This is a genomic window from Ruegeria sp. BF6, from assembly GCF_056538665.1.
On record NZ_JBQFTN010000003.1, the window covers coordinates 1 to 13158 of the forward strand.

General features: G+C 59.2%; 11 protein-coding genes. 7 read left to right on the forward strand and 4 right to left on the reverse strand.

What is annotated here, in order from left to right:
• Nucleotides 1-781 precede the first annotated feature (781 nt).
• The gene (gene katG / locus ACR0IM_RS10375) at nt 782-2983 is read right to left on the reverse strand and encodes a catalase/peroxidase HPI (RefSeq protein ID WP_480681820.1); all 2202 of its coding nucleotides are present in this window, start codon (nt 2981-2983) and stop codon (nt 782-784) included.
• Nucleotides 2984-3056: 73 nt separating this feature from the next.
• Between katG and ACR0IM_RS10380 the strand changes: the two genes are divergently transcribed.
• On the forward strand, nt 3057-3227 hold the full coding sequence (locus tag ACR0IM_RS10380; protein WP_480681821.1) for a hypothetical protein: 171 nt from the start codon (nt 3057-3059) through the stop codon (nt 3225-3227).
• 122 nt (nt 3228-3349) lie between these two features.
• Nucleotides 3350-4966, forward strand: coding sequence for a GMC family oxidoreductase (locus ACR0IM_RS10385; RefSeq protein ID WP_480681823.1), 1617 nt, complete (start codon nt 3350-3352; stop codon nt 4964-4966).
• A gap of 3 nt (nt 4967-4969) precedes the next feature.
• On the opposite strand, the gene ACR0IM_RS10390 is transcribed toward ACR0IM_RS10385, so the two are convergent.
• Nucleotides 4970-5815 carry an SDR family oxidoreductase gene (locus ACR0IM_RS10390; protein ID WP_480681824.1) on the reverse strand — a complete coding sequence of 282 codons (846 nt, stop codon included), beginning with the start codon at nt 5813-5815 and terminating at the stop codon, nt 4970-4972.
• 90 nt (nt 5816-5905) lie between these two features.
• Here ACR0IM_RS10390 and ACR0IM_RS10395 point away from each other — a divergent pair, with 90 nt between their 5' ends.
• Nucleotides 5906-6538, forward strand: coding sequence for a class I SAM-dependent DNA methyltransferase (locus ACR0IM_RS10395; RefSeq protein ID WP_480592148.1), 633 nt, complete (start codon nt 5906-5908; stop codon nt 6536-6538).
• Nucleotides 6539-6541: 3 nt separating this feature from the next.
• Here the strand turns inward: ACR0IM_RS10395 and ACR0IM_RS10400 are convergent, their stop codons facing one another.
• Both ACR0IM_RS10400 and ACR0IM_RS10405 read right to left on the reverse strand, forming a co-directional pair.
• Complete coding sequence (locus tag ACR0IM_RS10400; RefSeq protein ID WP_480592145.1) at nt 6542-7531, reverse strand: sterol desaturase family protein; 990 nt, start codon at nt 7529-7531, stop codon at nt 6542-6544.
• Nucleotides 7532-7542: 11 nt separating this feature from the next.
• Nucleotides 7543-8298 (reverse strand): class II aldolase and adducin N-terminal domain-containing protein, encoded by a 756-nt coding sequence (locus ACR0IM_RS10405; RefSeq protein ID WP_480681826.1) that lies wholly within the window; start codon nt 8296-8298, stop codon nt 7543-7545.
• A gap of 117 nt (nt 8299-8415) precedes the next feature.
• Between ACR0IM_RS10405 and ACR0IM_RS10410 the strand changes: the two genes are divergently transcribed.
• From ACR0IM_RS10410 to ACR0IM_RS10425, 4 genes are all read left to right on the forward strand, one after another.
• The gene (locus ACR0IM_RS10410; RefSeq protein ID WP_480681827.1) at nt 8416-9291 is read left to right on the forward strand and encodes a LysR family transcriptional regulator; all 876 of its coding nucleotides are present in this window, start codon (nt 8416-8418) and stop codon (nt 9289-9291) included.
• A gap of 143 nt (nt 9292-9434) precedes the next feature.
• Nucleotides 9435-11237, forward strand: a complete 1803-nt coding sequence (gene ade, locus ACR0IM_RS10415; RefSeq protein WP_480681828.1) for an adenine deaminase — start codon at nt 9435-9437, stop codon at nt 11235-11237.
• Nucleotides 11234-12697: an AMP nucleosidase gene (locus ACR0IM_RS10420; RefSeq protein WP_480681830.1), complete on the forward strand. Its 1464-nt coding sequence runs from the start codon at nt 11234-11236 to the stop codon at nt 12695-12697. The genes ade and ACR0IM_RS10420 overlap by 4 nt, the downstream gene beginning before the upstream one ends.
• A 130-nt stretch (nt 12698-12827) precedes the next feature.
• Entirely contained in the window at nt 12828-13115 is a 288-nt protein-coding gene (locus ACR0IM_RS10425; RefSeq protein ID WP_170349467.1) for an HU family DNA-binding protein, read from the forward strand.
• Nucleotides 13116-13158: the final 43 nt, after the last annotated feature.

Sequence of the window (13158 nt, forward strand, 5' to 3'; positions counted from 1 at the left end):
TGCCGCCAGCGTTCGTTCTGAGCCAGGATCAAACTCTCAAGTTGAAAGGCTATTGCTAACCTATCCTTGACGTTCGAACCTCTGCACATCTTTGGTTGTGCTACCGCCTATTCGGCTACTTGAGCACGAGTAAGCGACACCCTCAGCCGGCTAGCCGAGAGTACAACCAAAAGTCATCTGTTTGATGTACACTGGTTTCCTAAGAAACCGGTGAACCACTCAAACAGTGAAGCTGACACTCAATCATCGGGCCGAAACCCTAAGAGCGCGATATACAGACATTCAATCCGTCGAAACGAACCAAACCGCCCACATATCTCTTCAGTTATCCATCAATGTCAAAGAACAAAAACACCAAGAGCCAAAAACCAGACCGTTGCGCCAAAACCTCAGCGCGCCCGCCTAACTCATTCCCAAGATGCCCCCAGTCTCTCCTGAGCGTCTCAACCGTCTCTCCGGCCCGTCCCACCGTCTCACCAGTGCGTCCCAAGCGCCTCAGCAGCGCCGGTGAAGGGGTATTTACGGATTAGGTCTGGGGCCTGCAACCCCCATTTTGAAAAAACTTCACATTTCTCAGCAGAAATTTGTTCATGTTAATAAAAACAACAGGTTAGCTTTAGAATTCTCTCTGCTGGCGCGTGCACTTACCGACAGGAAGCTAAATAACGCTGGCCTTCAGACGGAATCGTACCCAATGCTCGGTATGCACGCGGGGCCTGGCCAAAGAAAACGCCGCCCGAGTCTCTACGGGCGGCGTCGCTTCGTGAGTGGTTGTTCCTTCTTACTTCAGATCGAAGCGGTCTGCGTTCATCACCTTGTTCCAGGCCGAGACAAAGTCGTAGACGAATTTGCCCTCGGCATCTGCCTGACCATAGACCTCGGCCAGCGCCCGCAGTTGCGAATTCGAGCCAAAGACCAGATCAACGCGTGTGCCGGTCCATTTGACCTCACCGCTGGCGCGGTCGCGACCCTCGTAGACGCCCTTGCCTGCAGGTTTCCATTCGGTGCTCATGTCCAGAATGTTGGTGAAGAAGTCATTGCTGAGTGTTCCGACGCGGTCAGTGAACACGCCATGCGCGCTGTCGCTGAAATTGGCGCCCAGCACACGCAGACCACCAACAAGCACCGTCATCTCGGGCGCGGACAGTGTCAGCAATTGCGCCCGGTCGACAAGCAGCTCTTCCGGCGAGACCGTGTAGTCGGCCTTCTGATAGTTGCGGAAGCCGTCAGCAATTGGCTCCATCACTGCGAAGCTGTCCACATCCGTCTGCTCTTGCGTCGCGTCTGTACGTCCCGGAGTGAACGGAACTTCGACATCCTGACCACCAGCTTTGGCGGCCTGTTCGACACCGACGGCACCAGCCAGCACGATCACATCGGCCAGGGACACTTTCTTGTTGCCCGACTGCGCAGCGTTGAACGCCGTCTGCACGCCTTGCAGCGCATCCAGCGCCTTGGACAGTTTCATCGGCTCGTTCACATCCCAGTCTTTCTGCGGAGCAAGACGAATGCGGGCGCCGTTGGCTCCGCCCCGCTTGTCAGACCCGCGGAAGGTCGAGGCCGAGGCCCATGCGGTCGAAACCAGCTCGGACACCGACAGTCCGCTTGCAGCGATCTTGGCTTTCAGGTCGGCCACATCGGCGTCGTCAACCAGATCGTGATCCACGGCGGGAACATTGTCCTGCCACAACAGTTCTTCGGTCGGAGCTTCCGGGCCGATATAGGCCGCTCGCGGACCCATGTCGCGATGGGTCAGTTTGAACCACGCGCGGGCGAAGGCATCAGCGAACTCGTCCGGGTTCTCGTGAAAGCGCTTTGAGATCGGGCCATAGATCGGGTCCATGCGCATCGCCATGTCGGCGGTGGTCATCATGGTTTTGACCTTTTTCGACGGATCATGCGCCGCCGGGGCCATGTCTTCTTCCTTAACGCCGACCGGTTCCCAGATATAAGCACCCGAAGGGCTCTTGGTCAGGTTCCAGTCATAGCCGAACAGCAGGTCGAAATAACCGTTGTCCCATTTTATCGGGTTCGCGGTCCATGCGCCCTCGATGCCCGAGGTCGTGGTGTCGTCACCCTTGCCGGACCCAAACTTGTTGATCCAGCCAAAACCCATGTCCTCAATCGGGGCGGCTTCAGGGTCCGGACCCACCAGATCGGGGTCACCCGCACCATGCGCTTTGCCAAAGGTATGGCCACCGGCAACCAGAGCGACGGTTTCCTCGTCATTCATCGCCATCCGACCAAAGGTGTCACGGATGTCGCGACCCGAGGCCAGAACATTCGGTTCCCCATCCGGGCCTTCGGGGTTCACGTAGATCAGACCCATCTGCACAGCTGCCAGCGGGTTTTCCAGATCGCGTTCACCCGAGTAGCGGCTGTGCGGGTTGTCGGTCGGGGCGAGCCATTCTGTTTCCGAGCCCCAATAGATGTCTTCTTCCGGCGCCCAGATATCTTCGCGGCCACCGGCGAAGCCGAAGGTCTTGCCGCCCATCGACTCGATGGCGCAGTTCCCGGCCAGGATCATCAGGTCAGCCCAGGAAAGCTGGTTGCCGTATTTCTGCTTGATCGGCCACAGCAGACGGCGCGCTTTGTCCAGATTGCCATTGTCCGGCCAGCTGTTCAGCGGCGCGAACCGCTGGTTGCCGGTCGAGGCACCGCCACGGCCATCCGCCGTCCGGTACGTACCGGCGCTGTGCCAGGCCATGCGGATGAACAGACCGCCATAATGGCCATAATCCGCAGGCCACCAGTCCTGCGAGTCCGTCATCAGCGCATAAAGGTCTTCTTTCAGCGCCTTCATGTCCAGCTTCTTGAATTCTTCGGCATAGTCAAAATCCGCACCCAACGGGTTCGACGCCGGCGTGTTCTGGTGCAGGATCGACAGGTTCAGCTGGTTCGGCCACCAATCCCGGTTCGACCGGGTACCCGCGCCGTGCATTACCGGGCAACCGCCCGTTTTGGGGTTATCACTTCCGTCCATATCGATCTCCAATCCTGGCTAATTTCCGGCAGGTTCGCGCGGTCAAAACTCGGTCGATCAAGAGCACATCTAGATGACACTTTTACCCCGCCAAGGATGCGTAGTGCGTCCCGAGCAAGGTATTGGCGACTCTGTTGTCTTGTCCCTTAAAGAAGTAGCAAACCAAAGCCATGCAAAAAAGTTTTGTTTAGTGATGAGTTTAATAGGAAATGATTATGATACTTTTAGATTTGATCCTACCTGACAATAGTAACCTTGGGTCACACCCCGGATACGGCAATTGTTTTTTCCAGCCGCTCGGCCACAGTCTTAGACAAGGCTGACCTGGGCATCGCTCCGCCCGGTCGGGCAGGAGGGGAAATCGGAATGGAATTCGACTATGTCATTGTCGGCGGCGGGTCCGCAGGTTCGGTGCTTGCCAGCCGTCTGAGCGAAGACCCAAGCAAGAGCGTTTGCCTGCTCGAGGCCGGCGGGCGCGGCGACAGCATTCTGGTCCGAATGCCTTCGGCCGTTGTTGCCGCCCTGCCCGGTCGTCCCAAGATCAACAACTGGGCTTTTGAAACGGTGCCTCAACCGGGGCTGAACGGGCGGCGTGGATATCAACCGCGCGGCAAGGCACTGGGCGGGTCCAGCGCGATCAATGCGATGCTTTATGTACGGGGCCATCGTCAGGACTATGACGGCTGGGAAGAACTGGGCTGTACCGGCTGGGGCTGGGACAGTGTGCTGCCCTATTTCAAACGGTCCGAGAACAATGAGGACGGCGCCGATGACCTGCATGGCGCCAGCGGCCCGCTGCAGGTGTCACACCAGAAAGAGCCGCGCCCGATCACTCATGCATTCATCGAAGCGGCCGAGCAGATGCAGCACCGCCGCACTGATGATTTCAATCGCGGCGACAATGAAGGGATCGGCCTTTATCAGGTCACACAGTTCCACGACCCGGCCAAAAACGGCGAGCGGTGCTCGGCCGCAGCGGCCTATGTTTTTCCTGTCATCGGCCGCCCCAACCTGACGGTCATCACTCAGGCCCATGCCAAAGAGCTGACCTTTGACGGCAAGCGCGCGACCGGGGTGATCTACAAAAAGAAAGCCAAAGGGCCAGACATCACGGTCAGGGCCAAGCGTGAGGTTCTGATCTGCGCCGGCGCGCTGAAATCCCCGCACTTGCTGCAACTGTCCGGGATCGGGGCCGCAGAGGACCTGACCAAACACGGCATCGGCGTCCGTCACAACCTGCCCGGTGTGGGCAAGAACCTGCAGGACCATCTGGATTTCATCCTGTCCTACAAAACCAGGGACACCGACAATTTCGGGATCAGCCCGACGGCATCGGTAAACCTGACCCGACATCTTCTGCGCTGGCGAAAGACCGGCGTGTCGATGGCTGCGACACCCTTTGCCGAAGGGGCGGGGTTTCTGAAAACCGCAGCCGATCTGGACCGGCCTGATATTCAGCTGCATTTCACCATCGCACTGGTCGATGATCACGCCCGCAAGCTGCATTTCGGCCACGGGTTCGCCTGCCATGTCTGCAAACTGCGCCCCGAAAGCCGTGGAACGGTTGGCCTGAACAGCGCCGATCCCTTTGCTGCGCCCACCATCGACCCGGCGTTTTTGTCCGACGACCGCGATCTGGCCACGCTGATCAAAGGCGCGCGGATGATGCGAGAGATCCTCGAGGCCCCCGCCCTCGCAAAATACCGGCACAAAGAGATGTTCGGAACCGACACTGCCCGCACCGACGCCGATTGGGAACGGCATATCCGCGACCGCGCCGATACGATCTATCACCCGGTCGGAACCTGCAAGATGGGGGTGGATGAGATGGCCGTGGTTGACCCGGAACTGCGTGTGCGTGGGATCGAGGGGCTGCGTGTGATTGATGCCTCGGTGATGCCGACGCTGATCTCGGGCAACACCAATGCACCGACCATCATGATCGCCGAGAAAGCCGCCGACCTGATCAAGGCCGCAGGCTGATCCTCAGGTGTCTTCCATCAGGGCCTCAAGCCCGGCGCGATAGTCCGGATACAGAAGGTGCACGCCCAGCTCATCCTTGATCCGGTCATTACGGACGCGCTTGTTTTCATTATAGAAACTGCGGGCCATCGGCGTCAGATCGGCCTGATCAAACGGAACTGCAGGCGGCAATGGCAGGCCCTGCAGCTCGGCGGCATAAGCGATTACGTCCTGCGGCGGCACCGGCTCATCATCGCAGACGTTGTATATAGCGCCGGGATTGGGTGCGGCCATCGACGCAGCCAGAACCTGCGCGATGTCGGCTACGTGAATGCGGGAAAACACCTGCCCGGGCTTGATGATGCGCCGCATTCCCGCTCGCTTGAGCTTGGAAAACGGACCGCGACCGGGGCCATAGATACCGGCCAGCCGGAAGATATGGACAGGCAATCCGGGGATGCTCTGCCATTGCTGTTCCGCCTTGACCCGCCAACGGCCCCGCTCGGCCGTGGGTGTGGGCGGCGTGGTTTCATCCACCCATTCCCCCTGATGATCGCCATAAACGGCGGTCGTCGACAGGTAGCCGACCCATTTGAATTGCGCGGCACGCGCGGTGATCTCGTCCTGCAACGCGGACAATACAGGATCACCGTCCTTGCTGGGTGCCGTTGAGATCAGCAGATGCGTCACCCCGTCCAGTTCCGGTGTCTGTCCGGGCCAGATCAATGGCTCAGCGCCGGATGCACGAATGGTGGGGGCTTGGGCGGGGTCGCGGGTGGTGCCGATGATGCGCCAACCTTTTGGGTCCAGTAGCTGGGACAAGGCTTGCGCCGAGTATCCGTGGCCGAACGAAAAAAGAGTTCCTGTCATGTCGCCTTTGATGATCCGCAATCCCGGCAGATGCAAGCACCTGCGCTTGAATACTTGATTCGAATCCCTCAATGCGCCTTTCTTTTAGGCATGGCTGAGAAAAAACCAAACCTGCACACCGCTTATTCCCTGGCATCGCCCGAGGGTCACAAAGAACTCTATGCCGAATGGGCCGGAGATTATGACGAAACCTTCGCCGCGCGCGAGGATTACCAGCTCCACATTCACACGGCCCGCGCCTTTGTGGCGGCAGGCGGCCAAGGCCCGGTCCTTGATGTCGGCGCGGGCACGGGACTATGTGGCGCAGTATTGGCCGGGTTAGGTGTTGGTCCGATCGACGCCACCGACATCAGCGCCGAAATGCTGGATCAGGCCATGCGCAAGGACATTTATCGTGATGCGATCGAGGCCGATCTGAACCAGGGCATCCCCGTTCCGGGTGAGTGTTATTCGGGGATTGTGTCATCCGGCACGTTCACTCATGGCCATCTGGGGCCAGAGGCCCTGCCCGCCCTTCTGCGTGTTGCCCGCCCTGGCGCGCAATTTGCCCTGTCAATCAATGCGCAGCACTATGAAACACTGGGTTTTGCCGAGGCTTTGCACAAACTGGCACAGGGTCAGATACAAAACCTGACCCTGCCCGAGGTGCGGATTTACGGCGATCTGGCCGTGGGTCCCAACAAGGACGACACCGCGCTGATTGCATTGTTCGAGAGGACCTGACCCTTACGTATACATCTGTTTCTTGAACGCCCGGGTCCGCGTCGTCGCCTCGGCTGAACCGTCATGATAGGTGCCGAACCACTTATCAAAGGGGATCTCAGAGGTGCCATAGTTGCACTCGAAATACCGGTGATGCAGCTGGTGAAAGAAATCCCCGGCACGGGCGGCATCGGTATTCCCGGCCTTCAGCTTTTCGAAGCCTGAATGCGACAGGACCGGGCTGATCTGCTGGAAGTAGGTATGGAACAGCACATGCAGCGGATGTGACGGCACGATCAGGTGGATGAAGTAGGTCGTGAAGTAGAGCAGGTTCTCATACCAGTGGTTCGAAATCCCCGACCACGGCCCGATATTGACGTTCCGGTGATGCACCGCGTGGACGTGTTTATAGAGCTTGGGGTGATGTTCCAGCCTGTGCACCCAGTAGAAATGCAGCCCCGACCACATCGGAATGAACAGCATCCATACCACACACCAGACCGGCGCGCTGGCCCAGGTGACAGTGGGCACATAACCGTTGGCCATCGCCCAGTAGATCACCCACTGATAGACGGTCGCCACGGTCATCGCGCTGCCCAGCGTCCACCAGATATTGTCCCAGACCTGATTGCGGAATGTGAAATTCCCATTGTTGCGGGTCAGGTCCCGACGGTCGAATTTCTTGTACATGCCCTGGCCTTTGCGCATGTAAAGCCACCAATGCAGGCTGCCAGCGACCAGGATCTGCGGCACCATGTTCAGCAGCCAGATGCGGAACATCCAACCCGGCGCAAAGCTCTGCATCGTTTCCAACGCTGGGAAAAAGAACGCGTAGGCTGTGACGGCCAGGGCCATGCATAATGTCAGCGCCGTGATCTGCAGCCATGCGCTGCTATACCATTTCAACACGGCAGCAGGGCGCGGAGGCCAGTTGAACAGCGGATTCAGCCCCACCGGCCCCTCGGGGTGATAATGCCAGCGGGCGGCTTCGGGGTCCTGAGCGGTGTCAGTCATGGCGGTACCCTTTATGTGGCGTAGTCGGAGCCTTCGGCATCCAGCAAAGCCTTGATCTCGCGCAGATGTGCCTCGGCCTGATCAGGATAGTCGTCCAGTTCCTCTGCAGTCTTCTCGGCAATCTCGTCCGACAGCACACGCAGGGGCTGACCGGTTTGCAGCGCACGGATATAGGTCTCCGCCGCGCGTTCGAAATAATAGAGCCGGTTAAAGGTATCCGCGGGGTCGCTGCCGATCACCAGCACGCCATGATTGCCCATGATCATGACCTTCTTTTTCGGGTCCGACAGCATCCCGGCGCAGCGCTCGCCCTCGCTTTCAAAGGCCAATCCACCAAATTCCTGATCGACCACATAGCGGTTGTAGAAAGTGGCCGTGTTCTGATCGATCGGCGGCAGCGAACTGTCCGCCAGAGATGCCAACACGGTGGCAAAGATCGAATGCACATGCATCACGCAGCGCGCATGCGGGCAGTGTCGGTGGATCGATCCGTGCAGACCCCAAGCGGTTGGATCGGGCGCACCGGGCTGAGACATCACGTCCGGGTCTTTGGCATCAAGCAACAGCAGGTTCGACGCCTTGATCCGCGCGAAATGCATCTGGTTGGCGTTCATCAGGAACTGCGTGCCGTCTTCATTCACCGCAAGGCTGAAATGATTGGCCACGCCTTCATGCATGTTCAGCCGTTCGGTCCAGCGGAAAGTGGCGGCAAGATCAACGCGTTCCGCCCAGTGGTCGATATTGGGGCGCAGGTTGGTGACGGTCATTGCGGGCTCCTGTTGGAATAGCTCGGACATAGGAAAAACGTGCCTGCGGCGCGAATGTTTGACCAACGAAAAAAACAGACCTATCTCATTAGCTGAACTAATGGCAGGGTTATGCACATGCAGAATTCGCTTCCTCCCCTGGGCTGGCTGCGCACGTTCGAGGCCTCGGCCCGGCATCTGTCCTTTACCGGAGCGGCCCGGGACCTGAACATGACCCAAAGCGCGGTCAGTCAGCAGATCAAATCGCTGGAAGGCTACCTGGGTCAGCCACTGTTCCTGCGCCGCCCGCGCGCTCTCGAACTGACCGAAGCTGGCATCACCTACCTGCCAGTGGTGCGCGAGGCGTTTCGGACACTGGTGCGCGGCACGCAAGCTGTCACCGGGGCGCAGCAAAACGCGGTGCAGGTACAAAGCAACATCAGTTTTGCGGTCAACTGGCTGGCCCCGCGCCTGCCCCAGTTTCGATCCGAACACCCCGAGGTGCAACTGAACATCTTTACCGAACTGTGGGAACCACGCGAAATGGCCGAGGGCGCTGCGGTGGAAATCCGCTATTCGCTGCGGCCCTCCGATACGGTGCGTACCGAAATGCTGCGGACCGATCACTATTATCCGGTCTGCGCCCCTGGGTACGAGGTGACACTGGACACGTTGCAGCAGCAGCCGCTGTTTGACTGTTCCAACCTGATGTCCAACTGGGCAAGTTGGGCAGAAGATCAGCCTTTGAACTGGAAAAACCCGCCAATAACCTATTCGACCACCTATCTGGTCAGCCTGTCCGTGGCGATGGCCGGAGGCGGGCTCTGCCTGACCCATGACACCATCGCCCGCGACCTGATCCGGCAGGGGCGATTGGTAGCGCCTTTTGCCCACCGCGCGGTGATGCCTGAGGCCTATTACCTGCTGTTGTCCCCACAGGCCGAAGAAACTCCGGGGGCACTGGCCTTTGCCGATTGGCTGCGGCGCGAGATGGAGGCGGACGGGTTGGCGTGACCGGGGCACTCCCGCCCATCGTCAATGCCGCTGCGCGACATCTCCTCTGGTTGGGCCGGGCAGCACTGGCGCGCTGCGTGACGGTTTGATGATAGCTGCGCTCTGGGGGTTGCACCTTTCCCCGCAATTGGGAAAGTTGAGCCATGGAAAATACGCCCTTCCCAAGCTGGCCCGATGTCGCCCCCCAATTGATTGCAGTTGCCGCAGGACGCGAGGCCGCGGATCTGGTCGTTCGTGGCGGGATCTGGGTCAATGTCCACAGCCGTGAGACGCTGCCCGATCATGACATCGCCATTTCCAATGGGCGCGTAGCCTTTGTCGGGCCGGATGCGTCGCATTGCATTGGCCCCGACACACAGATCGTCGAGGCGCACGGGCGATACATGCTGCCGGGTCTGTGCGATGCCCATATGCATATCGAATCGGGCATGCTGACCCCGGCCGAATTTGCCCGCGCGGTGATTCCGCATGGCACTACCTCGATGTTCACCGACCCGCATGAGATTGCTAATGTGCTGGGGCTGGACGGCGTACGCATGATGCATGACGAGGCGCTGATGCAGCCGGTGAACATCTTTACCCAGATGCCGTCCTGTGCGCCCTCGGCTCCGGGGTTGGAGACCACAGGCTATGAGATCACGCCTGATGACGTGGTTGAGGCGATGAACTGGCCCGGTATCATCGGGCTGGGTGAGATGATGAATTTCCCCGGTGTGATTCATGGTGACCCGAAGATGTTGGCCGAGATCGCAGCTACTCAGCGGGCGGGCAAGACCGTGGGCGGGCATTACGCTTCGCCTGATTTAGGGCCTGATTTCGCGGCTTATGTAGCAGGTGGCCCGGCAGACGATCACGAAGGTACCTGTGAGGCTGACGCCATTGCCCGCGTGCGGCAGGGAATGCGGTCGATGATGCGGCTGGGTTCAGCCTGGTATGACGTCGAAAGCCAGATCACGGCTGTAACTGAAAAAGGGCTGGACCCGCGCAATTTCATCCTGTGCACGGATGATTGCCACTCCGGAACACTGGTCAATGACGGCCATATGAACCGGGTGGTGCGCCACGCAATTGCCTGCGGATGCGACCCGCTGGTCGCGCTACAGATGGCGACGATCAACACAGCCACCCATTTCGGTTTAGAACGTGAGATCGGTTCAATCACGCCAGGGAGACGGGCGGATGTCATTCTCAGCTCGGACCTGACCGAATTGCCCATCGAAATGGTTATCGCACGCGGTCAGATCGTGGCCCAGGATGGCGCGATCAAGGTGGACTGCCCGCATCTGGATTGGCCCGAACCTGCGCGCAAAACGGTGCATCTGGGCCATAATCTTTCGCACGTGGATTTTGAGATCAAGGCCCCGGCCGGTGCCAACCGTGTTCAGGCCAATGTGATCGGCGTGGTCGAAAACCAGGCCCCGACCAAGGCGCTGAAGGCGGAATTGCCGATTATCGGCGGGCTGGTCGAGGGCGAAGGCGACGTCTGCCAGATCGCGCTGGTCGAACGCCACCGCGCAACCGGAGGGGTGACGAACGCTTTTGTCTCGGGCTTCGGGTATCAGGGCAAAATGGCCATGGCCTCGACCGTGGCCCACGACAGCCACCATATGATCGTAGTCGGCACCGACCGGGAACAGATGGCGCTGGCTGCAAACCGGCTGGCCGAGATCGGCGGTGGCATCACGATCTTCCGCGATGGAGAGGAACTGGCGCTGGTGGAGTTGCCGATTGCCGGGCTGATGTCCGACAGCCCCGCCGCCGAGGTTGCTGCCAAAGCGGACAAGATGGTCGAAGCTATGCTGGCCTGCGGCTGTCAGCTGAACAACGCTTACATGCAGCACTCGCTGTTGGCCCTCGTCGTTATTCCGGAATTGCGGATCTCCGATCTGGGGTTAGTAGACGTGCGCACATTCAAAAAGATCGATCTTCTGGAACCTCTTGCATGACAATAATTAAAACACCCAACGTCCCGTCGCCTGAAAAGTTTACAGATCCCGCCGCCGCAGTGACCCGTCTGGAAGAGCTGTACGAAAAGGCAACGCAGTTTCTGTGCAACAGCTTTGCCATCGCAATGGAACAAGGCGTACCGGCCGAACGGTACCGGGCCTATTACCCGGAAATCCGGATCAAGACCTCGTCCTATGCGCAAGTCGACAGCCGCCTGAGCTTTGGCCACGTATCCGAGCCCGGCACCCACGCGACAACGGTGACGCGGCCCGATTTGTTCCGCTCCTATCTGACGCAACAGATCGCGCTTCTGATCAGGAACCACGATCAGCCGGTGACGATTCAGGCATCCGACACGCCCATACCGGTGCATTTCGCGGTGGCCAACAACCCCGACCTTGTGGTGCCGCATCAGGGAGCAGCGGGATTCACCCTGCGTGATGTGTTCGACGTGCCGGACCTGACCACCACCAATGATGACATCGTCAACGGGATCCATGACCTCGAGAATGAGATCGGCCCGTTGTCGCTTTTCACGGCACAACGAGTGGATTACTCGCTGGCACGGCTGTCACATTACACGGCGACCGACCCCAGCCATTTCCAGAACCATGTTCTGTTCACCAACTACCAGTTCTACGTGTCCGAGTTCGAAAACTACGCGCGCGAGCAGCTGGCCGACCCGAATAGCGGCTACACCAGTTTCGTCTCGACCGGGAATGTCGAGATCACAACCCCTGACGGCCCCCTGGAACAACCGCTGAAACTGCCGCAGATGCCGACCTACCACCTGAAACGCGCGGATGGGGCGGGGATCACGCTTGTCAATATCGGCGTCGGTCCGTCGAATGCGAAAACCGCCACCGACCATATAGCGGTACTGCGCCCTCATGCCTGGCTGATGGTTGGCCATTGCGCCGGGCTGCGGAACACGCAGGCGCTGGGGGATTTCGTACTGGCCCATGCCTATTTGCGTGAAGACAAAGTTCTGGACGACGATCTTCCGGTTTGGGTGCCGATCCCGCCGCTGGCCGAGATTCAGGTGGCTTTGGAACAGGCCGTGGCCGAGGTCACCGAACTGGAAGGCTATGAGCTGAAACGGATCATGCGCACCGGCACCGTCGCCTCGGTCGACAACCGCAATTGGGAGCTGCGCGATCAGTCCGGCCCGGTGCAACGCCTCAGCCAATCCCGCGCGATTGCGCTGGATATGGAAAGCGCCACCATCGCTGCCAACGGCTATCGGTTTCGGGTGCCGTACGGTACTTTGCTATGTGTTTCAGACAAACCTTTGCACGGCGAATTAAAGCTTCCCGGCATGGCTTCTGCGTTTTATACCACACAGGTCAGCCGTCATCTGGCGATCGGAATTCGCGCGATGGAACACTTGCGCGGCATGCCGTTGGAGCGTTTGCACAGCCGGAAATTGCGTTCGTTTGACGAAACAGCCTTTCTCTGACGCAAAAAAGCAACGATTTCCCCATATTTTTAGGGTTTTCCGCGCTACTATTCGTTGTGTTCGCCCACAATATCCCGTTACAGTTACGCGGTGAGGCCCTATCTATCGGGCACGTTAAGGAGACCAAGAAATGGCAAAGCCTATGACAAAGACTCAGCTGGTTGCTGCTCTCGCTGAGGAAATGGGAACCGACAAGAAAGCCGCAAACGCCGCGCTGGAGGCCGTGACCGGCCTGATCACCCGCGAAGTTTCGGCGGGCGGTGCGGTGACCCTGCCCGGCGTTGGCAAAATCTACTGCCGCGAGCGCCCCGAGCGCATGGTGCGCAACCCCGCCACCGGCGAGCAGTTCAAGAAAGAGGCCGACAAGGTGGTCAAAATGACCATCGCGAAGGCGCTGAAGGACAGCGTGAACGGCTGATTTCAGTCTTCACCGCAAACGATTGAGGGCCGCCGTTTGGGGG

What these genes read in the sequence shown, in the direction of transcription:
- katG (WP_480681820.1), bottom strand. Translation starts at nt 2,983, where the DNA reads ATGGACGGAAGTGATAACCCCAAAACGGGCGGTTGCCCGGTAATGCAC.
- ACR0IM_RS10380 (WP_480681821.1), top strand. Translation starts at nt 3,057, where the DNA reads ATGACACTTTTACCCCGCCAAGGATGCGTAGTGCGTCCCGAGCAAGGT.
- ACR0IM_RS10385 (WP_480681823.1), top strand. Translation starts at nt 3,350, where the DNA reads ATGGAATTCGACTATGTCATTGTCGGCGGCGGGTCCGCAGGTTCGGTG.
- ACR0IM_RS10390 (WP_480681824.1), bottom strand. Translation starts at nt 5,815, where the DNA reads ATGACAGGAACTCTTTTTTCGTTCGGCCACGGATACTCGGCGCAAGCC.
- ACR0IM_RS10395 (WP_480592148.1), top strand. Translation starts at nt 5,906, where the DNA reads ATGGCTGAGAAAAAACCAAACCTGCACACCGCTTATTCCCTGGCATCG.
- ACR0IM_RS10400 (WP_480592145.1), bottom strand. Translation starts at nt 7,531, where the DNA reads ATGACTGACACCGCTCAGGACCCCGAAGCCGCCCGCTGGCATTATCAC.
- ACR0IM_RS10405 (WP_480681826.1), bottom strand. Translation starts at nt 8,298, where the DNA reads ATGACCGTCACCAACCTGCGCCCCAATATCGACCACTGGGCGGAACGC.
- ACR0IM_RS10410 (WP_480681827.1), top strand. Translation starts at nt 8,416, where the DNA reads ATGCAGAATTCGCTTCCTCCCCTGGGCTGGCTGCGCACGTTCGAGGCC.
- ade (WP_480681828.1), top strand. Translation starts at nt 9,435, where the DNA reads ATGGAAAATACGCCCTTCCCAAGCTGGCCCGATGTCGCCCCCCAATTG.
- ACR0IM_RS10420 (WP_480681830.1), top strand. Translation starts at nt 11,234, where the DNA reads ATGACAATAATTAAAACACCCAACGTCCCGTCGCCTGAAAAGTTTACA.
- ACR0IM_RS10425 (WP_170349467.1), top strand. Translation starts at nt 12,828, where the DNA reads ATGGCAAAGCCTATGACAAAGACTCAGCTGGTTGCTGCTCTCGCTGAG.